The sequence below is a fragment of the Enterobacter cloacae complex sp. IR5402 genome, assembly GCF_049238125.1.
Classification (GTDB): Bacteria; Pseudomonadota; Gammaproteobacteria; order Enterobacterales; family Enterobacteriaceae; genus Enterobacter; species Enterobacter hormaechei_C.
Genome location: NZ_JBMKHO010000004.1, coordinates 207,432 through 227,812, shown reverse-complemented (window position 1 = coordinate 227,812; position 20,381 = coordinate 207,432). Strand labels below are relative to the sequence as shown.

At 55.1% G+C, this 20,381-nt stretch carries 18 protein-coding genes; 10 read left to right on the top strand and 8 right to left on the bottom strand.

Annotated features, from left to right (window positions below):
* Window positions 1-14 precede the first annotated feature (14 nt).
* Window positions 15-2,678, bottom strand: a complete 2,664-nt coding sequence (gene aceE, locus ACOTXL_RS09890; protein WP_003856315.1) for a pyruvate dehydrogenase (acetyl-transferring), homodimeric type — start codon at window positions 2,676-2,678, stop codon at window positions 15-17.
* Window positions 2,679-2,801: 123 nt separating this feature from the next.
* Window positions 2,802-3,566 carry a pyruvate dehydrogenase complex transcriptional repressor PdhR gene (pdhR, locus tag ACOTXL_RS09885; protein WP_023315403.1) on the bottom strand — a complete coding sequence of 255 codons (765 nt, stop codon included), beginning with the start codon at window positions 3,564-3,566 and terminating at the stop codon, window positions 2,802-2,804.
* 537 nt (window positions 3,567-4,103) lie between these two features.
* Between pdhR and aroP the strand changes: the two genes are divergently transcribed.
* The 3 genes from aroP to ACOTXL_RS09870 all read left to right on the top strand — a co-directional run bounded on the left by aroP (window position 4,104) and on the right by ACOTXL_RS09870 (window position 7,997).
* Window positions 4,104-5,474 (top strand): aromatic amino acid transporter AroP, encoded by a 1,371-nt coding sequence (gene aroP, locus ACOTXL_RS09880; protein WP_003856317.1) that lies wholly within the window; start codon window positions 4,104-4,106, stop codon window positions 5,472-5,474.
* 164 nt (window positions 5,475-5,638) lie between these two features.
* Window positions 5,639-7,036: a glycoside-pentoside-hexuronide (GPH):cation symporter gene (locus tag ACOTXL_RS09875; RefSeq protein ID WP_003856318.1), complete on the top strand. Its 1,398-nt coding sequence runs from the start codon at window positions 5,639-5,641 to the stop codon at window positions 7,034-7,036.
* Window positions 7,037-7,046: 10 nt separating this feature from the next.
* Window positions 7,047-7,997 carry a family 43 glycosylhydrolase gene (locus ACOTXL_RS09870; protein ID WP_045350412.1) on the top strand — a complete coding sequence of 317 codons (951 nt, stop codon included), beginning with the start codon at window positions 7,047-7,049 and terminating at the stop codon, window positions 7,995-7,997.
* 18 nt (window positions 7,998-8,015) lie between these two features.
* Here ACOTXL_RS09870 and ampE read toward each other — a convergent pair whose 3' ends face one another.
* Both ampE and ampD read right to left on the bottom strand, forming a co-directional pair.
* Window positions 8,016-8,870 carry a beta-lactamase regulator AmpE gene (gene ampE, locus ACOTXL_RS09865; RefSeq protein WP_003856320.1) on the bottom strand — a complete coding sequence of 285 codons (855 nt, stop codon included), beginning with the start codon at window positions 8,868-8,870 and terminating at the stop codon, window positions 8,016-8,018.
* Window positions 8,867-9,430: a 1,6-anhydro-N-acetylmuramyl-L-alanine amidase AmpD gene (gene ampD, locus ACOTXL_RS09860; protein WP_045350413.1), complete on the bottom strand. Its 564-nt coding sequence runs from the start codon at window positions 9,428-9,430 to the stop codon at window positions 8,867-8,869. Before ampD ends, ampE begins: the two co-directional genes overlap by 4 nt.
* Before the next feature lie 87 nt (window positions 9,431-9,517).
* On the opposite strand from ampD, the gene nadC reads away from it, so the two are divergent.
* The 4 genes from nadC to hofC all read left to right on the top strand — a co-directional run bounded on the left by nadC (window position 9,518) and on the right by hofC (window position 13,588).
* Window positions 9,518-10,411 carry a carboxylating nicotinate-nucleotide diphosphorylase gene (nadC, locus tag ACOTXL_RS09855; protein ID WP_032608506.1) on the top strand — a complete coding sequence of 298 codons (894 nt, stop codon included), beginning with the start codon at window positions 9,518-9,520 and terminating at the stop codon, window positions 10,409-10,411.
* Between the two features lie 173 nt (window positions 10,412-10,584).
* Window positions 10,585-11,022 (top strand): prepilin peptidase-dependent pilin, encoded by a 438-nt coding sequence (gene ppdD / locus ACOTXL_RS09850; RefSeq protein WP_003856324.1) that lies wholly within the window; start codon window positions 10,585-10,587, stop codon window positions 11,020-11,022.
* Window positions 11,023-11,034: 12 nt separating this feature from the next.
* Window positions 11,035-12,414, top strand: coding sequence for a type II secretion system protein GspE (gspE, locus tag ACOTXL_RS09845; protein ID WP_023324154.1), 1,380 nt, complete (start codon window positions 11,035-11,037; stop codon window positions 12,412-12,414).
* Window positions 12,404-13,588 carry a protein transport protein HofC gene (hofC, locus tag ACOTXL_RS09840; protein WP_022650399.1) on the top strand — a complete coding sequence of 395 codons (1,185 nt, stop codon included), beginning with the start codon at window positions 12,404-12,406 and terminating at the stop codon, window positions 13,586-13,588. The genes gspE and hofC overlap by 11 nt, the downstream gene beginning before the upstream one ends.
* A 33-nt stretch (window positions 13,589-13,621) precedes the next feature.
* Here hofC and ACOTXL_RS09835 read toward each other — a convergent pair whose 3' ends face one another.
* Window positions 13,622-14,665, bottom strand: coding sequence for a GMP reductase (locus ACOTXL_RS09835; protein WP_017383777.1), 1,044 nt, complete (start codon window positions 14,663-14,665; stop codon window positions 13,622-13,624).
* 228 nt (window positions 14,666-14,893) lie between these two features.
* On the opposite strand from ACOTXL_RS09835, the gene coaE reads away from it, so the two are divergent.
* Genes coaE through yacG form a run of 3 tightly spaced genes read left to right on the top strand, consistent with a single transcriptional unit; the run spans window position 14,894 to window position 16,461 of the window.
* Window positions 14,894-15,514, top strand: a complete 621-nt coding sequence (gene coaE / locus ACOTXL_RS09830; RefSeq protein WP_045350414.1) for a dephospho-CoA kinase — start codon at window positions 14,894-14,896, stop codon at window positions 15,512-15,514.
* Window positions 15,514-16,257: a cell division protein ZapD gene (gene zapD, locus ACOTXL_RS09825; protein ID WP_003856329.1), complete on the top strand. Its 744-nt coding sequence runs from the start codon at window positions 15,514-15,516 to the stop codon at window positions 16,255-16,257. The genes coaE and zapD overlap by 1 nt, the downstream gene beginning before the upstream one ends.
* Window positions 16,258-16,266: 9 nt before the next feature.
* Window positions 16,267-16,461 carry a DNA gyrase inhibitor YacG gene (gene yacG / locus ACOTXL_RS09820; protein WP_003856332.1) on the top strand — a complete coding sequence of 65 codons (195 nt, stop codon included), beginning with the start codon at window positions 16,267-16,269 and terminating at the stop codon, window positions 16,459-16,461.
* A gap of 34 nt (window positions 16,462-16,495) precedes the next feature.
* On the opposite strand, the gene mutT is transcribed toward yacG, so the two are convergent.
* Genes mutT through secM form a run of 3 tightly spaced genes read right to left on the bottom strand, consistent with a single transcriptional unit; the run spans window position 16,496 to window position 20,213 of the window.
* Window positions 16,496-16,888 carry an 8-oxo-dGTP diphosphatase MutT gene (mutT, locus tag ACOTXL_RS09815; protein ID WP_003856333.1) on the bottom strand — a complete coding sequence of 131 codons (393 nt, stop codon included), beginning with the start codon at window positions 16,886-16,888 and terminating at the stop codon, window positions 16,496-16,498.
* A gap of 57 nt (window positions 16,889-16,945) precedes the next feature.
* On the bottom strand, window positions 16,946-19,651 hold the full coding sequence (gene secA, locus ACOTXL_RS09810) for a preprotein translocase subunit SecA (protein WP_003856335.1): 2,706 nt from the start codon (window positions 19,649-19,651) through the stop codon (window positions 16,946-16,948).
* Between the two features lie 58 nt (window positions 19,652-19,709).
* Window positions 19,710-20,213, bottom strand: coding sequence for a secA translation cis-regulator SecM (secM, locus tag ACOTXL_RS09805; protein WP_032628081.1), 504 nt, complete (start codon window positions 20,211-20,213; stop codon window positions 19,710-19,712).
* Window positions 20,214-20,381: the final 168 nt, after the last annotated feature.

The window sequence follows — 20,381 nt, the reverse complement described above, 5'->3', positions numbered from 1 at the left end:
TATTCTTTTACCTCTTACGCCAGACGCGGGTTAACTTTATCTGCATCGATGTTGAATTTAGTAATTGCGTCTGCAACCACTTTCTTATCGATTTCGCCACGTTTAGCCAGTTCGCCCAGTGCTGCTACAACCACGTAGGAAGCATCAACTTCGAAGTGGTGACGCAGGTTTTCGCGGCTGTCAGAACGACCGAAGCCGTCAGTACCCAGTACGCGATAATCATCAGCTGGAACGTAAGTACGAACCTGCTCAGCGAACAGTTTCATATAGTCAGTAGACGCCACCGCTGGCGCGTCGTTCATCACCTGAGCGATGTACGGAACGCGTGGGGTTTCCATTGGGTGCAGCATGTTCCAGCGCTCACAATCCTGGCCATCACGCGCCAGTTCAGTGAAGGAGGTAACAGAGTACACATCGGAACCCACACCGTAGTCTTTCGCCAGGATCTGCGCTGCTTCACGAACGTGACGCAGGATAGAACCGGAGCCCAGCAGCTGAACTTTACCTTTGCTACCTTCGATGGTTTCGAGTTTGTAGATACCTTTACGGATACCTTCCTCGGCGCCTGCTGGCATTGCCGGCATGTGGTAGTTTTCGTTCAGGGTAGTGATGTAGTAGTAAATATTCTCTTGCGCTTCACCGTACATGCGCTGCAAGCCGTCATGCATGATGACTGCCACTTCGTACGCGTAAGACGGATCGTAAGAGATACAGTTAGGGATAGTCAGTGACTGAATGTGGCTGTGACCATCTTCGTGCTGTAGACCTTCACCGTTCAGGGTCGTACGACCAGAAGTACCCCCGATCAGGAAGCCGCGAGCCTGCTGATCGCCTGCCTGCCAGCACAGGTCACCGATACGCTGGAACCCGAACATGGAGTAGTAGATGTAGAACGGGATCATCGGCAGGTTGTTGGTGCTGTATGAGGTCGCAGCAGCCAGCCAGGATGCGCCTGCACCCAGTTCGTTGATACCTTCCTGAAGGATCTGGCCTTTCTCGTCTTCTTTGTAGTATGCAACCTGCTCACGGTCCTGCGGGGTGTACTGCTGGCCGTTCGGGCTGTAGATACCGATCTGACGGAACAGACCTTCCATACCGAAAGTACGCGCTTCGTCGGCGATGATTGGAACCAGACGATCTTTGATCGACTTGTTCTTCAGCATCACGTTCAGGGCACGAACGAAAGCGATAGTGGTAGAGATCTCTTTGTTCTGCTCTTCCAGCAGCTGAGAGAAATCTTCCAGCGCTGGCAGTTCCAGCTTCTCGGTGAAGTTAGGCTGACGAGCAGGCAGGTAGCCTTTCAGCGCCTGACGACGTTCGTGCAGGTACTTGTGTTCTTCAGACCCTTCCGGGAAGGTGATGTAAGACAGTTTTTCTACCTGCTCATCGGTCACTGGAACGTTGAAACGGTCGCGGATATAACGCACGCCGTCCATGTTCATTTTCTTAACCTGGTGAGCGATGTTCTTACCTTCTGCGGTATCACCCATGCCGTAACCTTTGATGGTGTGGGCCAGGATCACAGTCGCTTTACCTTTGGTTTCACGCGCTTTTTTCAGTGCAGCGTAAACTTTCTTCGGATCGTGACCACCGCGGTTCAGCGCCCAGATCTGCTCGTCAGTCCAGTCTGCAACCAGGGCTGCGGTTTCAGGATATTTGCCGAAGAAGTGCTCACGAACGTAGGCACCGTCTTTGGATTTGAAGGTCTGGTAGTCGCCGTCAACGGTTTCGTTCATCAGCTGGATCAGTTTACCGCTGGTGTCTTTACGCAGCAGTTCATCCCAACGACCGCCCCACATCACTTTGATCACGTTCCAGCCAGCACCTGCGAAGATGCCTTCCAGTTCGTTGATGATCTTGCCGTTACCGGTTACCGGACCATCCAGACGTTGCAGGTTACAGTTGATGATGAAGCACAGGTTGTCCAGTTTCTCACGGGTCGCGATGGTGATCGCGCCTTTAGATTCTGGCTCATCCATTTCACCGTCGCCCAGGAAGGCGTAAACGGTCTGCTCAGAGGTGTCTTTCAGACCACGGTGTTCCAGGTACTTCAGGAATTTAGCCTGATAGATCGCACCGATTGGACCCAGACCCATAGATACGGTCGGGAACTGCCAGAACTCAGGCATCAGTTTAGGGTGCGGGTAAGAAGACAGACCCTTACCGTGAACTTCCTGACGGAAGTTGTTCATCTGCTCTTCAGTCAGACGACCTTCCAGGAAGGCACGTGCATAGATGCCCGGAGAGATGTGGCCCTGGAAGTACACCAGATCGCCGCCGTCTTTCTCGTTAGCTGCACGGAAGAAGTGGTTGAAGCACACTTCGTAAATGGTCGCAGAAGACTGGAAGGACGCCATGTGGCCACCCAGTTCCAGGTCTTTCTTGGATGCGCGCAGAACGGTCATGATGGCGTTCCAGCGGATAGCAGAACGGATACGGCGTTCCAGATCCAGATTGCCCGGGTATTCCGGTTCGTCTTCGACGGCAATCGTGTTTACGTAGTTGCTAGCCCCTGCACCTGAAGCCACTTTCACGCCGCCTTTGCGTGCTTCAGAAAGCAGCTGATCAATCAGATACTGAGCGCGCTCAACACCTTCTTCACGGATGACCGATTCGATCGCCTGTAGCCAGTCGCGAGTTTCGATCGGATCCACGTCATTTTGGAGACGTTCTGACATGGGGGTATTCCTTATCTATCTAATACGTTGATTTGTCTGGAACCTGTCCCATTGTATTTTCGCCAGAAAACACAATAAGACAGGTTCTGCGTTTAGTTGCCGCGCTCTAAAAGTACCTGGCGCTTAATCCTTTCGTTGCTGTATGCGGCGTAATGAACGTTCGCGACGCGATTGTTCACGGCTGCGGTCCAGCAAGATTTCCTCAATGAAAGCCAGATGGCGGTGCGACGCTTCGCGCGCCTGCTCCGGTTCCCCGGCCATTATCGCCTCGAATACTCGGGTGCGATGGTTGCTTACCAGCGGGAGCATCTCCCGACGGGCATACAACAATTCAAAATTCTGACGAACGTTCTGGGCCAGCATCGGCTCCATGCAGCGTAGCAGATGGAGGAGCACCACGTTGTGCGCCGCTTCGGTGACGGCAATTTGATACTGGACGACGGCGCTGGACTCGGCGTCTAAATCGCCGGACTGCTGTGCCCGTTCAATGGCCTGATGCAGCTCGCGAATACGTATGCGGTCTTCATCAGTGCTGCGAAGGGCGGCGTAATAGGCCGCGATACCTTCCAGCGCGTGACGGGTCTCAAGCAGATCAAACTGGGATTCTGGGTGGTCAGAGAGAAGTTCTACCAGCGGGTCGCTGAAGCTCTGCCACAGGCTGTTTTGCACAAAGGTTCCGCCACCCTGGCGACGGAGCAACAGGCCCTTTGCTTCGAGACGTTGAATCGCCTCACGCAGAGAGGGACGTGAAACGTCGAACTGTTTTGCCAGCTCGCGTTCTGGCGGGAGCTTCTCGCCCGGGCGCAGTGTCCCTTCGAGAATTAAAAACTCCAGCTGCTGCTCAATCACATCGGAAAGTTTTGGTTGGCGAATTTTGCTGTAGGCCATATTCCCTGTCTTACGCCTTTTTGCCCGGAGTCAATTGGTCTTACCAATTTCATGTTCGTATCGCTAAAGTAACAAAGTATTCACCTTCTGTCCATATTGGTTTTGATTGAAATCAGTAAACCCGGCACATTTTAACAACCTTACAGAACTAACGTTTCAGGAATGTAACTTTGCACAAATGAAATGGTTACTACCAAAGAGGCAGTTTTAACCATAGTGAAACGAGGGTTTTTGCAATCTGAAGCGATTCAACAAGGCAAAAAATGAAAATTCGCCCTCTTCTGACGCATTTCTATTCTATAGGTTGGGGTATGAGGGGTTAACGTACCGATTTACAATTGGTTTCTTTTTATTCAAGTCGTCATCGCCCCTTCATAAAGCAGGTGCATTCGCTGGCGCTTACCACTATTCTGGCGCTAACGGAAGCCATCTCCGCTTTTTTCGGTATCGTTAACCGTAAAGAAATAAATACAGAATATGGACTTTCATAATTACACACGCACAGCGTGAACATAACAACCACACACGAGGTTTCAAATGGAAGCTCAACAGCATGGCGATCAGCTAAAGCGCGGCCTTAAAAACCGCCATATACAGCTCATCGCCCTGGGCGGTGCTATTGGTACTGGCCTGTTTCTGGGCAGTGCATCGGTTATCCAGTCGGCCGGTCCGGGCATTATTTTGGGGTACGCGATAGCGGGTTTCATTGCATTTCTGATTATGCGTCAGTTAGGGGAAATGGTTGTTGAGGAGCCGGTCGCAGGCTCATTCAGCCACTTCGCCTATAAATACTGGGGCAGCTTCGCAGGTTTCGCCTCGGGCTGGAACTATTGGGTTCTGTACGTTCTGGTTGCCATGGCCGAGCTGACCGCCGTCGGGAAATATATTCAGTTCTGGTACCCGGAGATCCCTACCTGGGCGTCTGCGGCGGCCTTCTTCGTCCTGATTAACGCCATTAACCTCACCAACGTAAAAGTGTTCGGTGAGATGGAGTTCTGGTTTGCCATCATCAAAGTGATTGCCGTTGTAGCGATGATCATCTTCGGCGGCTGGCTGCTGTTCAGCGGCAACGGCGGCCCGCAGGCCACCGTGCGCAACCTTTGGGAGCAAGGCGGGTTCTTGCCTCACGGCATGACCGGCCTGGTGATGATGATGGCGATCATTATGTTCTCCTTCGGCGGTCTGGAGCTGGTGGGCATCACCGCCGCGGAAGCCGACAACCCGGAACAGAGCATCCCGAAAGCCACAAATCAGGTTATCTACCGCATCCTGATCTTCTATGTGGGCTCCCTGGCGGTGCTGCTCTCGCTGCTGCCATGGACGCGCGTCACGGCGGATACCAGCCCGTTTGTGCTCATCTTCCACGAGCTGGGCGATACCTTCGTGGCGAACGCGCTCAACGTCGTGGTGCTGACCGCTGCGCTCTCCGTTTATAACAGCTGCGTTTACTGCAACAGCCGTATGCTGTTCGGCCTGGCGCAACAGGGCAACGCACCGAAAGCGCTGCTCACCGTTGATAAGCGTGGCGTACCGGTTAATACCATCATCGTGTCGGCGGTCGTGACGGCGCTGTGCGTGCTGATTAACTACCTGGCCCCGGAATCAGCCTTCGGTCTGCTGATGGCGCTGGTGGTTTCCGCCCTGGTGATTAACTGGGCAATGATTAGCCTCGCGCACATCAAGTTCCGCCGCGCCAAGCAGCAGCAGGGCGTAACCACGCGCTTCCCTGCCCTGCTCTATCCGCTGGGGAACTGGGTTTGCCTGCTGTTCATGGCAGCTGTACTGGTCATCATGCTCATCACCCCAGGCATGGCGATTTCCGTCTACCTGATCCCGGTCTGGATTGCGATCCTCGGCGTGGGTTATATGGTGAAACAGAAAAATGCCAAAACGGTAAAAGCGCACTAAATGTTTTCTCGCTGTACTCGCGGTTGCGGGTACAGCGTCTTGTTACCTTCCTCACAAATTCGCGCCAACAGCAAAATCCTCCATATCACCGCCTTTATATTGCAACGCATATATTCGTTTGCCAGCGAATAATTCTCTCCATACCGAAACCCGGAGAGCTGTCGATGAATAACAACAAACTGTCAGTAAAAGAAAAGATCGGCTATGGCATGGGTGACGCCGGATGCAACATTATCTTTGGCGCCATCATGTTATTTGTTAACTATTTTTATACGGATATTTTTGGTCTGGCGCCTGCACTGGTTGGCGTTTTACTCCTGTCCGTGCGCGTCATTGATGCCGTAACGGACCCGATCATGGGCGCGATTGCTGACCGTACCCGCAGCAAATATGGCCGGTTTCGTCCATGGCTGCTGTGGATTGCCTTCCCCTATGCGCTGTTCAGCATTCTGATGTTCACCACGCCAGAGTGGAGCTATAACAGCAAAGTTATCTATGCCTTTGTCACCTACTTCCTGCTGTCGCTGACCTATACCGCCATCAATATTCCGTACTGCTCGCTCGGCGGCGTGATCACCAACGACCCGAAAGAGCGCGTTGCCTGCCAGTCCTACCGTTTTGTTATGGTTGGTATCGCCACGCTGCTGCTGTCGCTAACGCTCCTGCCAATGGCCGACTGGTTCGGTGGGGATAACAAAGCCAAAGGCTACCAGATGGCGATGACCGTGCTGGCGCTGATTGGTACCTGCATGTTCCTGTTCTGCTTCGCCACGGTGCGCGAGCGCGTGCGTCCGGCGGTGCAAACCCATGACGAACTTAAAAACGACCTGAAAGACGTGTGGAAGAACGACCAGTGGGTGCGGATCCTGCTGTTAACCCTGTGCAACGTCTGCCCTGGCTTTATCCGCATGGCGGCCACCATGTATTACGTCACCTGGGTCATGGGGCAAAGCACCCATTTCGCCACGCTGTTTATCAGCCTGGGCGTTGTCGGCATGATGTTCGGCAGTATGCTGGCGAAAGTGCTGACCGACCGCTGGTGCAAGCTGAAGGTCTTCTTCTGGACCAACATCGCGCTGGCGATTTTCTCCTGCGCCTTCTACTTCTTCGACCCGAAAGCGACGACAACCATTGTTGTGCTTTACGTCCTGCTGAACATCCTGCACCAGATCCCATCCCCGCTGCACTGGTCCCTGATGGCCGACGTGGACGACTACGGTGAATGGAAAACCGGGAAACGTATCACCGGGATCAGCTTCTCCGGCAACATCTTCTTCCTGAAACTGGGTCTGGCGATTGCCGGGGCAATGGTCGGTTTCCTGCTCTCCTGGTACGGCTACGATGCGGGCGCAAAAGCGCAGAGCGCGGATGCCATCAACGGGATCGTGCTGCTCTTTACCGTCATTCCTGGCATTGGATACTTAATTACCGCGGGCGTAGTACGTCTGCTGAAAGTGGACCGTGAGACCATGAAGCAGATCCAGTCCGATCTGGAAAAGCGTCGCACCAACTATCGCGAGCTGAACGATTATCAGGAACTCAAAGCCGCTGAGACTAAATAAGGAAAGCCGAATGCAAACCTGGCCAAACCCGTTTATTGAACAACGCGCCGACCCGTATATCCTGCGTCACGATGGGCAATATTACTTTATCGCCTCCGTACCGGAGTACGATCGGCTGGCGATCCGCCGCGCGGACTCGCTGGAAGGTTTACGCGATGCCGAAGAGGTGGTTGTCTGGCGCAAGCCCGACACCGGCCCGATGAGCCAGCTGATCTGGGCACCGGAACTGCATCATATCGACGGCAGGTGGTACATCTATTTTGCCGCCACGCATACCCAGGCGCTCGATCAGCTCGGGATGTTCCAGCATCGCATGTTTGCCATTGAATGCGCAGATCGCGATCCGCTCACCGGTACGTGGGTGGAAAAAGGGCAAATCAAAACCCCGTTTGACACCTTCGCGCTGGATGCCACCACCTTTGTTCATCAGGGTAAACGCTGGTATCTGTGGGCGCAAAAAGCCCCGGATATTTCCGGTAACTCGAATCTTTACCTGTGTGAAATGGAAAATCCGTGGACGCTGAAAGGCGAGCCGGTGATGCTCAGTAAACCGGAATATGACTGGGAGTGCCGCGGGTTCTGGGTCAATGAAGGCCCGGCGGTGCTGTTCCATGGCGATAAGCTGTTTATCAGCTATTCCGCCAGCGCCACCGACGAGAACTACTGCATGGGATTACTGTGGGCAGACCTGAATGCCGATCCGCAAAACCCGGCTAACTGGCATAAATCCCCGCGCCCGGTGTTCGTCACCAGCTACGAAAACCGTCAGTATGGGCCAGGCCATAACAGCTTTACGCAGACGCCGGAAGGCGAAGATGTGCTGGTCTACCACGCGCGAAACTACACTGAAATTGAAGGCGATCCGCTTTACGATCCCAATCGCCATACTCGCCTGAAACTCATCCGCTGGAACGAAAACGGGATGCCTGAATTCGGCATCCCGCCCGCAGATACACCGTAACGGCTTCGGCGCGCTGGCTTAAACCAGCGTGCCGTAAATCGTCAGCAGCGCCACAATCACCACCACCACAAACGACGTTTTCTTCGCCATCGAGACGGCAGCCTTTGGCGTTGCGACTTTGTCCGTGTGCGGCTCACGCGCCAGCGAGAACTGTGCCAGTCGGGTTAAAACCTGATACTGCGAGGTATGACGGTCAGCAAGGGAGACAAACCACGCGGGCAGCGCCTTTTCACCGTGACCGATGAGGGCATAGACCACGCCTACCAGACGCACCGGAAGCCAGTCGAGCACGTGCAGGATGGCATCAATGCCGGACTGTAGACGTTCATGCGGCGTAAGATAGCGGGCAAGCCAGGTCTGCCAGGCGCGCAGGAACGCGTAACCCATCAGCAGTACCGGCCCCCAGGGCCCGCCCACCACGAACCAGAACAGCGGCGCCAGGTAGTAACGGAAGTTAATCCACAGCAGCGCGTTTTGCAGCTCCCGCAGAAACTCGCGTTCATCGCAGTCCGGCGGTACGCCGTGGATCATCGTCAACTCGCTCGCCATCGCGCCGCGCGCGTGGGCATCATCCCGGGAAGCGGCTTTCAGATACGCGTGATAGTGCAAACGCACCTTGCCCGCGCCAATACACAGCACGCCGAGCAGGATCCACACCACCAGCAGCGGCACGTTGAAAAAGAGGCCGTAAAGCGAGCGCAGCAACAGGAACGTAATGGCCATCACGCCTGCCGCCATCAGCAGCGTGCGCAGCATGGAAAAATGCCTGATGCGGCGGAATAACACCTCCAGCCGATGATCCAGATGCCAGTGCTCGCCGAGCTTAAACAGGCGTTCAGCGATCATAACCAGCAGCATGGTAAACAACGTCATGTTATCTCCTTATCTGACGACGTGGTAAGCATGGCGTGAAACCGGGACCAGTCAAACGCCGGGCCGGGGTCGGTTTTTCTTTCGGGGGCGATGTCGCTGTGCCCTGTAATATTGTCTGCAATGGCGGGATAGCGCCCGATTAACGTTTGCGTTACAGCAACCAGTTTCTCATATTGCGCATCGGTGTAAGGCGTGGTGTCCGTTCCTTCCAGTTCAATTCCAATGGAGAAATCATTGCACCGCTCGCGCCCCTGATACTTCGACACGCCGGCATGCCAGGCACGCTTATCAAAAGGAACATACTGAACCACTTCGCCATCACGACGGATCAGACAGTGCGCCGATACGCGCAGATGCGCAATCTCAGCAAAGAAGGAGTGGGCATCGGGATCTATCGTTCCAGTGAATAACGCATCGATCCACGGACCGCCAAACTCACCCGGCGGGAGACTAATATTGTGAACCACCAGCAGTGTGGGCTTTTCATCCTCCGGGCGGCAGTCGTGGTGCGGCGACGGTACATGCCGCGCGTCCACCAGCCATCCGTTTTCTAACAACATGCTGGAACTCCTTATCTATGGTGCTGTTACTCGGTTCAGAGTAGCATGTTTCAATATTATGATTCGTTACCAATTTGGAGTTTTATCATGCCGCCTCGCCGCTATAACCCCGACCACCGACGTGACGCGCTTCTGGAACGTATTAATAGTGATATCCCGGCAAGCGTTGCCCATGCCCTGAGAGAAGACCTCGGCGGTGACGTCAGCGCCGATAACGATATTACCGCCCAATTGTTGCCAAAAGAGACACGCTCGCATGCGGTGGTTATCACCCGTGAAGCAGGGGTTTTCTGCGGCAAACGCTGGGTTGAGGAGGTCTTTACCCAGCTGGCGGGCGACGAGGTGCAGGTAACATGGCACGTTGAGGACGGCGATGCGGTCACGGCGAATCAGCCACTGTTCGAACTGGACGGCCCGTCCCGCGTCTTGCTGACTGGTGAACGCACCGCGCTCAATTTTGTGCAAACGCTCTCTGGCGTTGCCAGTGAAGTACGCCGCTACGTTGACCTGCTGGCAGGCACCCGCACGCAGCTGCTGGATACCCGTAAAACCCTGCCGGGCCTGCGCACCGCGCTGAAATACGCGGTACTCTGCGGTGGCGGCGCCAACCATCGTCTGGGGCTATCCGATGCCTTCCTGATCAAAGAGAACCACATTATTGCCTCTGGCTCGGTGCGTCAGGCCGTGGAAAAAGCCTTCTGGCTGCATCCGGATGTGCCCGTCGAAGTGGAAGTGGAAACGCTGGAGGAGCTGGACGAGGCCATTAAAGCGGGGGCTGACATCATCATGCTCGATAACTTCGACACGGAGCAGATGCGTGAAGCGGTCAAACGCACAAACGGCCAGGCGCAGCTTGAGGTGTCCGGCAACGTGACGTTCGACACCATCCGCGAATTTGCTGAAACCGGCGTCGATTACATCTCCGTAGGCGCCCTGACCAAGCACGTCCGCGCCCTCGACCTCTCGATGCGCTTCAAATAAATTATCCCCCCTCTCCGCCCGGAGAGGGGAAATACGAAACCGCTCGCAATTACGCTGTCCTTCTCTGCAACACTGAATCATTTCCCTGAAAGCCCCTTCACGTTCACGCTTTTGCCCCTCGTTTCTGCGCGCAGTCACTGCCACAGTAGCGCCACTTAACATAAGGAGCAGACATGAACAGACAACAAGGATTTACCCTGATTGAGCTAATGGTGGTCATTGGCATTATTGCCATCCTGAGCGCGATTGGCGTCCCGGCCTATCAGAACTACCTGCGAAAAGCGGCGCTCACCGATATGCTGCAAACGTTCATCCCCTACCGCACCGCCATTGAGCTTTGCGCCCTGGATCGTGGTGGTGTGGATCGCTGCGACGCAGGCACCAATGGCATCCCCTCCCCGACAACCACACGTTACGTTTCAGCGATGAGCGTGGCGAAGGGGATCGTATCGTTAACAGGGCAGGAAAGCCTTAACGGACTTGAAGTGCTCGTGACACCGATCTGGAGCGACGGTAACGGTATGACGGGCTGGACGCGTGACTGCAAAATTGCGTCCGACACGGCGCTCAGACAAGCCTGTGAAGATGTTTTCCGCTTCGACAACAACTGACAGGAGTGGACAATGAATACCGAGCAGCTTATGACGCTCTGTCAGCGCCATCACGCACTGCTACTCGCAAGCGACACCGAGATGATCAGCATTGCGGTGGTGGGTAATCCTGCCTCTGAGCTGATGGAAGCGTTACGCTTCGCCACGCAGAAACGTATTGATATTGAGTGCTGGACGGCTGAACGGATGGAAAAACGGCTTCAGTCCCTCTCATCATCACACCTGCCGGGCATCGCGCCAAACTCAGCCGCTGACGTGCTCAGTACAACCTTGCAGCAGGCAGTAAACCAGCGGGCTTCTGACATCCATATTGAACCGACGGAGCACGGTTACCAGATCCGTTTGCGAATCGACGGTGTTCTCTACCCTCAACCGCCGATCTCTGCCGCCCTCGGGACGACGCTTGCCGCACGCCTGAAGGTGCTGGGTCAACTGGATATTGCGGAGCGCCGCCTGCCGCAGGACGGTCAGTTTACGGTGGAGCTGGCAAGCGTCCCCGTCTCTTTTCGTATCGCAACCCTTCCCTGTAGCGGTGGAGAAAAAATCGTGCTTCGTCTGCTTCACCAGGTACATCAGGCTCTGGAGCTTGAACAGCTGGGGATGAGCGCAGACCAGCAGGCCCGTTTTGCCGGGGCGCTTAACAGCCCTCAGGGGTTGATTCTGGTCACCGGCCCGACCGGTAGCGGGAAAACGGTGACGCTGTACAGCGCGTTACAGGCGCGAAATACCCCTGACGTTAATATTTGCAGCGTGGAAGATCCCGTTGAAATCCCGCTTGCAGGCTTAAACCAGACGCAGATTAATCCGCGTGCGGGGCTGACCTTCCAGAGCGTGCTGCGCGCCCTGCTCAGGCAGGATCCTGACATCATTATGGTAGGTGAAATTCGTGACGGCGAAACGGCAGAAATTGCCATTAAGGCGGCACAAACCGGGCATCTGGTGCTGTCCACCCTCCATACTAATTCGACGACTGAAACGCTGGTACGGCTGCAACAGATGGGCGTCGCGCGCTGGATGATCTCTTCGGCGCTCTCGATGGTGATTGCCCAGCGGCTGGTGCGCCGTTTATGCCCGTACTGCCGACAGGAAGCCAGCCGCCACACCGAATTACCCCGCACGCTGTGGCCCCGGCCGCTTCCTCGCTGGCAACCCACCGGCTGCGATCGCTGCTACCACGGTTTTTATGGTCGCGTAGCCATTTTTGAAGTGCTCGTCATCGACGACACGCTGCGGCAGGCCATCGCCAGCGGAGCAAGCACGGAGGTGATTGGGTCCAGCGCTCGTCAGGCGGGAATGACCTCTTTGTTTGAGCATGGCTGCATGGCCGTAGAGCAAGGGCTGACTACGCTCGAAGAGTTGTTGCGCGTCCTGGGAATGCCCGATGGCTGCTAATTCGCTCTGGCGCTGGCGTGCCCTGACCACCGAGGGGGAGGTGCAAACCGGCACCCTCTGGGCCATCGACCGTAACGCAGCTTACACGGCTCTGGTGCTTAAACAGCTGCACCCGCTGGCGCTAAAACGCTGCCAGCAGCGCCACCGATGGCAGGTGCAGCACTGCTACGATATTTTTCGCCAGCTCGCCACGCTGCTACAGGCCGGACTCACGCTGTCCCAAAGCCTGCACATGCTGGCGGAACAGCATCCTTTGCAGCACTGGCAGGCGCTGCTGCACAGTCTTGCTGATGACCTGAGCGAAGGTTTCGCTCTGTCAGAGGCCATGAAGAAATGGCCAGAGGTGTTTAGCCCCCTTTATGTCTCGATGGTGAAGACGGGTGAGCTGACGGGTAAGCTCGAAGTCTGCTGCCGTCAGCTTGCGCAGCAACAAAAATCCCAGCAGCAGCTCAGTGCAAAGGTGAAGAAAGCGCTGCGCTATCCGCTGATCATCCTGACGCTGGCCGTTTTCGTGGTGCTGGCGATGGTCACGCTGGTTTTGCCTGAGTTTGCTGCAATCTACAAAACGTTCAACACCCCGCTCCCTTTGCTCACGCAGGCAGTCATGGGGCTGGCGGCCTTGGTTCAGGCGCATATCCTCACCCTTTTGGCCCTGCTCGTGGCAATGGTTGTCATCGCCTGTAAGCTGCGGCGGCATCCGCGCTGGCAGTACGTCCTGTTACATGTACCGGTGATGGGCACGCTGATGCGTGGGCAAAAACTGGGGCAAATTTTTACCGTGCTGTCATTAACCCAGCAGGCCGGAATTGCCTTTTTACAAGGACTGGAGAGTGTGGAGGAGACCGTTGAGTGTGGCTACTGGCAGGAGAAACTCCGTGAGATACGCAGCGATATCGAACAGGGGATGCCCGTGTGGTCCTCCTTCCAGAAGGCCTCTGTTTTTACGCCACTGTGTATTCAGCTCATTCGCACCGGAGAAGTGTCGGGTTCACTGGATGTCATGCTGATGAATCTGGCCCGCCATCATACGGAACAGACATTTCAGCAGGCAGACAATCTGGCGGCGCTTCTTGAGCCTTTGCTACTGGTCGTGACAGGTCTGATTATTGGCACGCTGGTGGTGGCAATGTATCTGCCGATTTTCCATCTGGGGGATGCAATGAGCGCGGGGTAACGCTGGCGCACGGACGCGCGCCAGCCGTAGCCGTCAGAGGCTATTGAAAACGCGGTTTTCCTGCTCCTGAACGCGGATAAACGTCGTGCGTTTAGTCAGCTCTTTCAGGCGGGAAGCCCCAACGTAGGTGCAGGCAGAACGCAGTCCGCCGAGGATATCGCGCGCCGTGTTTTCGACCGGACCACGCAGTGGTAGCTTAACGGTTTTGCCTTCCGCCGCACGGTATTTCGCGACACCACCCACGTGACGGGTCATCGCGGATTCAGAGCTCATTCCGTAGAATAGCATGAATTTCTCGCCGTTCTCTTCCACCACGGTACCGCCGCTCTCTTCGTGGCCTGCCAGCATGCCGCCGAGCATCACGAAATCCGCGCCGCCGCCGAAGGCTTTCGCGACATCGCCTGGCATGGTGCAGCCACCGTCGCTGATGATCTGGCCGCCCAGACCGTGCGCAGCGTCAGCGCATTCAATTACCGCAGACAGCTGCGGATAACCCACACCGGTTTTCACGCGCGTGGTGCAAACGGAGCCCGGGCCAATGCCCACTTTCACAATGTCGGCCCCGGAGAGGATCAGCTCTTCACACATTTCACCGGTCACCACGTTGCCCGCGATGATGGTTTTGGTTGGCCATGCTTCACGCGCCTTGCTGACGAACTGGACGAAATGCTCGGAATAACCATTTGCCACGTCAATGCAGACAAAATTCAGCGCCGGATTGGCGTTCAGGATCTGTTTGGTTTTCTCGAAATCTGCATCAGACGTACCGGTCGAGACCATCACATGCTTCACCACGTCAGCCGAGGCGGAGGCGACAAACGCATCCCACTCTTCAGCGCTGTAGTGTTTGTGTACCGCAGTAAGGATGTCGAATTGCGCCAGTGCGGTCGCCATCTCGAAGGTCCCGACGGTGTCCATGTTGGCCGCGATAATCGGCACGCCAGACCACGTCTGACCGGAATGCTTAAAGGTGAATTGACGTTCGAGTTCAACGTCTGAGCGACTTTTCAGTGTAGAGCGTTTAGGGCGGATAAGAACGTCTTTGAAACCTAACTTCAGATCTTCTTCGATACGCATGTGCGGATTCCTGGGGTTAGAGGCAAATATATTAAAAGCACAACTCCAGTGACGCTATCATACGCACTAATACCTGCTCCGCAAGACTGCGAAATTCTCTTTTTTTACGCTACAATCCTATAAATTTACCTGGTAAAAAGCGGGTAAAGAGAGCTAAACATTGGCTGTTGTAAGTTTGAATTTTAAGCAACTGATTTTAAAACTGAATAATTCCCAGGATCTGATTTAATGGGGTATATCGTCGCATTAACCGGCGGCATCGGTAGTGGTAAAAGCACCGTTGCGCACGCGTTTGCTCGTCTCGGCATCACGATTATCGACGCCGATATCATTGCCCGTCATGTGGTAGAACCCAATACACCCGCCTTAAACGCCATCGAAGCGCATTTTGGTCGCCGTGTGATACAGGCTGACGGCACCCTGAATCGTCGGCAGCTGCGTGAGTACATATTTTCCGATCCAGCGGAAAAAGCCTGGCTTAATGCCCTGCTCCACCCCATTATCCACCAGGAAACTCAGCGTCAAATTGCCGCAGCCCGTTCGCCCTATGTGTTGTGGGTCGTCCCGTTACTGGTGGAAAATCAGCTTCAGAATAAAGCAGACAGAACGCTGGTGATTGACGTTTCCCGCGAAACGCAAATCCAGAGAACCATGGCGCGTGACCATGTTTCACGCGAACATGCTGAACAAATTCTTGCCGCACAGGCCACGCGCGAAGCGCGCCTCGCCGTTGCGGATGATGTTATTGATAATAACGGCGCACCAGATGCCATTGCATCGGATGTTGCTCGTCTGCACGCGCAGTATCTGACCTTCGCCGCGCAGGCCGTTGCACAGGAAAAACCATAATGTCGACTCATATCCTTTTTGAGCACCCGCTTAACGAAAAAATGCGTACCTGGCTACGCATAGAATTTCTTATTCAACAGCTTTCACAACATCTGCCTGTCAACGATCACGCCACCGCGCTGCATTTTTTCCGCAACGTGGGCGATCTGCTGGATGTGATTGAACGCGGTGACGTCCGCACTGAGCTGTTGAAAGAGCTGGAGCGCCAGCAGCGTAAATTACAGGCCTGGGCCGAAGTACCGGGCGTGGATCAAAGTCGAATTGACGCTTTACGCCAGCAGCTGAAAAACAGCAGCACGACGCTGATGGCCGCGCCGCGCGTTGGCCAGTTTTTACGAGAGGATCGTCTGATTGCGCTGGTGCGCCAGCGCCTGAGCATACCGGGCGGTTGCTGTAGCTTTGACCTGCCAACGCTGCATATGTGGTTGCACATGCCGCAGGAACAGCGCGATCGCCAGGTGAACAGCTGGCTGGGCAGCCTGGAGCCGATGAATCAGACGTTATCCTTGATCCTCGATCTTGTGCGTAACTCTGCCCCGTTCCGCAAACAAACCAGTCTCAACGGTTTCTATCAGGATAACGGCGACGACGCCGATCTTCTGCGCCTGAATCTGTCTCTTAGCGAGCAGCTTTACCCGCAAATTTCCGGACATAAAAGCCGTTTCGCGATCCGCTTTATGCCGCTGGACAGTGAACATGGCACCGTGCCGGAACGCCTCGATTTTGAACTGGCCTGTTGTTAAGGAGTGCCGATGTCTGACGTAACCACCGTAAACTGCCCAACCTGTGGGAAAACTGTCGTCTGGGGAGAAGTGAGTCCATTTCGCCCATTCTGCTGCAAGCGCTGTCAGCTTATAGACCTGGGCGAATGGGCGGCGGAAGAGAAACGCATTCCGAGCGAAGGCGATCTCTCGGATAGCGATGACTGGAGCGAAAACCAGCAGTAACGTTCAAAGCCTGCTGGCGCTTCGCGTAGCAGGCCTACGGTTGTGCAACCAGCCGAAGGATCACAGGCTCATTGGCGGGCGGAAATTTTTCCGCATCGCTGGCCTGAAGCTCAATCCAGTTACCCGGCTGCCCCTCTTTACCCCACGGTTCACCTTCCCAGCTTTCCACCAGCCAGAACCACAGCGTGATGTGACGATCCGGAAACTGGTACTCCAGCTTATCGAACAGCGTTGCGCCAAGCGGGGTGATCCCCACCTCTTCCTGAAGCTCACGCACCAGCGCCTGCTCCGGCGTTTCACCTGATTCGATTTTCCCGCCGGGGAATTCCCATTTGTTGGCCATGTGCGCATCGGCGGCACGTTGGGTAATGAAGATCTGGTTTTGCGGGTTGCGAATGATCCCGACAGCAATTTGCAGTGTTTTCATCATGTCACTTCCATAAAAAAGGCGCAGATATCTGCGCCTTTTCAGTTTGTTATGTTCTTAGCTCAGACGGCCGTGGCACGCCTTGTATTTTTTGCCGGAACCGCATGGGCACGGATCGTTACGACCAACTTTACGATCGCCCGTCTGCGCTGCGATTGCTGCTGCGGCTTCGCTCTCATCGGTCTGATGGCTCAACTGCTGCATCTGTGCCAGACGCTCAGCTTCTTCACGACGCTGCTGCTCCATCGCTTCCACTTCTTCCGGCATACGCACCTGAACTTTGCTCAGAGTGCTGATAACTTCATACTTCAGCGACTCCAGCATGGCAGCAAACATGGAGAAGGATTCACGCTTGTACTCCTGCTTCGGATCTTTCTGCGCATAACCTCGCAGGTGGATACCCTGACGCAAGTAGTCCATTGCCGCCAGGTGCTCTTTCCACAGGGAGTCCAGGGTCTGCAACATTACGCCTTTCTCGAAGTGACGCATCATCTCTGCGCCAACCACTTCTTCCTTACGCTTGTAGACGTCCAGCGCGGTTTCGTAGATACGCTCGCGCAGGGTCTCTTCGTGCAGCTCAGGCTCTTTGTCCAGCCACTCTTTGATTGGCAGTTCGAGATCGAAGTCGTTTTTCAGACGTTCCTGCAAGCCTTCGATATCCCACATTTCTTCCAGAGACTGCGGTGGAATATGAGCGTCGATAGTGGCTTTGAACACATCTTCGCGAATGCTGTTGATGGTTTCGCTCACGTCGGACACGTCCAGCAGTTCGTTACGCTGGGTGTAGATCGCACGACGCTGGTCGTTGGCAACGTCATCATATTCCAGCAGCTGCTTACGAATATCGAAGTTGCGGCTTTCCACTTTACGCTGGGCGTTGGCAATCGCTTTGGTAACCCACGGGTGCTCGATCGCTTCGCCAGGTTTCATGCCCAGTTTACGCATCATGCCGGACACACGGTCAGAGGCGAAAATACGCATCAGCGCATCTTCCATAGACAGATAGAAGCGGGAAGAACCGGCATCACCCTGACGACCCGCACGACCGCGCAGCTGGTTATCGATACGACGAGATTCGTGACGCTCGGTACCAATGATGTGCAGACCACCGGATGCCAGCACCGCGTCGTGACGCACTTGCCAGTCGGCTTTGATCTGCGCGATTTGCTCTGGGGTTGGGTTTTCCAGCTCCGCCACTTCAGCCTGCCAGCTACCGCCGAGCATAATATCGGTACCACGACCCGCCATGTTGGTGGCGATGGTTACGGCTGCCGGGTAACCCGCCTGCGCAACGATATCTGCTTCTTTAGCGTGGAACTTGGCGTTCAGAACGTTGTGTTTGATGCCTGCTTTAGTCAGCTCGTTAGACACCACTTCGGACTTCTCGATGGAGATGGTCCCCACCAGTACCGGCTGGCCCTTCGCGGTACGTTCGCGAATATCTTCGATGATCGCCTGAATTTTTTCCGCTTCAGTCATGTATACCAGGTCCGGCATATCCTTACGGATCATCGGACGGTTGGTAGGTACTACCACGGTATCCAGCTTATAGATGGAGCTAAACTCAAACGCTTCGGTATCTGCGGTACCGGTCATCCCCGCCAGCTTCTCGTACAGACGGAAGTAGTTCTGGAAGGTGATGGATGCCAGCGTCTGGTTTTCGTTCTGAATATCCACGCCTTCTTTGGCTTCCACGGCCTGGTGCAGGCCATCGGACCAGCGACGTCCCTGCATAGTACGGCCGGTGTGTTCATCGACGATGATGACTTCCCCGTCTTTAACGATGTAGTCAACGTCGCGGGTGAACAGCGCGTGCGCGCGCAGTGCAGCCGTTACGTGGTGCATCAGCATGATGTTGCTCGGGGAGTACAGAGACTCGCCCTCTTCCATAATGCCTTCAGCAACCAGCAGCTCTTCGATTTTCACCAGGCCGCGTTCGGTCAGGTTGACCTGACGCGCTTTTTCATCAACGGAGAAGTGACCTTCACCCTGGAAGGTATCGGAGTCTTCTTTCTCCTGACGCAGCAGGTGAGGAATGATTTTGTCGACTTTACGGTACATCTCGGAGCTGTCTTCGGCAGGGCCGGAGATGATCAGCGGGGTACGCGCTTCATCGATCAGAATGGAGTCAACCTCATCCACCAGCGCATAGTGCAGTTTACGCTGGACGCGCTCTTCCGGGCTGAACGCCATGTTGTCACGCAGGTAGTCGAAGCCGTATTCGTTGTTGGTGCCGTAAGTGATGTCCGCGTTGTAGGCTTCACGCTTGGCAGGTGCCGGCAGGCCGGACATGTTAATGCCCACGGTCATGCCGAGGAATTCGAACAGTGGACGGTTGTTTTCGGCGTCGCGCTGCGCCAGATAGTCGTTGACGGTAACAACGTGAACACCCTTACCCGTCAGCGCATTCAGGTAAGCCGGCAGCGTTGCAGTCAGGGTTTTACCTTCACCGGTACGCATTTCCGCGATGCAGCGCTCGTTGAGCACCATCCCGCCCAGCAGCTGCACGTCGAAGTGACGCATGCCGAACACGCGTTTACTGGCCTCACGTACTACGGCAAAGGCTTCCGGGATCAGGCTTTCTAAGGTTTCGCCTTTCTCCAGACGCGCACGGAACTCCGCGGTTTTTGCTTTCAGCTCATCATCAGAGAGCTTCTCCATCGCCGGTTCCATACCGTTGATGACGTTTACCGCTTTGCGCATGCGGCGCAGGGTACGATCGTTACGACTACCAAAAACTTTGGTTAACAATTTGATTAGCATAATAAATTCTCAAACGCCCCAGTCGGGCAGATAAATTAAGGTATTGAAAAAGGTTAATTTAGCTGAGGCGTTGAGGCCCGGCACGGATGCCGTGAACCTGGCTAATCCATGTCGAAACAGAGAAGGATGCAGGGGAAACAAAATCCGTTTTCGCCGTCTGATTCACGGTCACTGGCGGCTGGTTGTCCTGCGTCAGAAGCGCATTAAGCGTATCGAGCAGAGCAAGGTGCTGAGCCTGGACCGGCAGCGTTTCTTCCGCAACAGGCATCGTCTGCGGCGCCATCGCGAACGACAGATGGCGGATAACCGTGCGAATCGCGTGCTGCTGCCAGTAATCAACGGAGAAATTGGGACGACGGCTGGCTTCAAGCCATGCGAGATTAGTGAAGTTAACCCGTGTGGTGAGATCGTGTTTAGTCGTCGTGGAACGTGCTGGCGTCGCCGCGTCTGCGCTGTTGCTGAGCACAGGCAAGCCGAGACTCGCCGCGACCATCCCCAATAAGAGATGCGGCCAGAAGTAACGTCTGCCAAATTGTCGCCAGCGCGTCAGTATTCCGCTCACTTGCTCCACCACGTTCGCCCGCCAGTGCAGGCTGAGTTTAGTTATTCTTTTTTAGCGCCCAGATATTACCACTAAAGCCAATACACGGCAGCAGGAATGACACCTTGCAGCAGGTAAAAACGGTCAATAATGCAGCGAACACACCGTTATTCGGCACCCGACACAGGC